Source organism: Streptomyces sp. NRRL WC-3549 (assembly GCF_000721935.1).
Lineage (GTDB): Bacteria > Actinomycetota > Actinomycetes > Streptomycetales > Streptomycetaceae > Streptomyces.
Window position 1 is genome coordinate 30232 of record NZ_KL585391.1, and the last position, 341, is coordinate 30572.

Here is a 341-nt window from a genome sequence, read left to right on the forward strand (position 1 = left end):
CGCTCGCCGTCTTCGATGTGCGCGCGGAGACCGGCGAGGAGACCGCCGTCATCTGCGGCGAGCTCTACCGGCGCGGCGAGGGCTGGAAGTTCCGGGCCGTGGGCCAGGGCTACCCCACGGGCCTGGTCGGCCTGGCCACCGCCTTCGGCATCTCGGTCGACGAGGCGGAGGCGGAGGCCGAGGCCGAGGCCCAGGCGGCCGACGGGCCGGACTCCGAGAACCCGGCCCCGGAGGCCGCGTCCGGGCCGGCCGTCCCGCCACCGCCGGCCGCCCCGCCCGTCGCGCCCCCGCCGGGGCCCGTCGCGCCGGACCCGGACGAGCAGGCCACGGTCGTCCACCAG

Annotated in this window: 1 protein-coding gene; it reads left to right on the plus strand. The window is 79.8% G+C overall.

Annotated features, from left to right (window positions below; all coding sequences use genetic code 11):
- The coding region (locus IH13_RS44470) for a TerD family protein (protein WP_031082550.1) at window positions 1-341 on the plus strand (341 nt) is incomplete at both ends.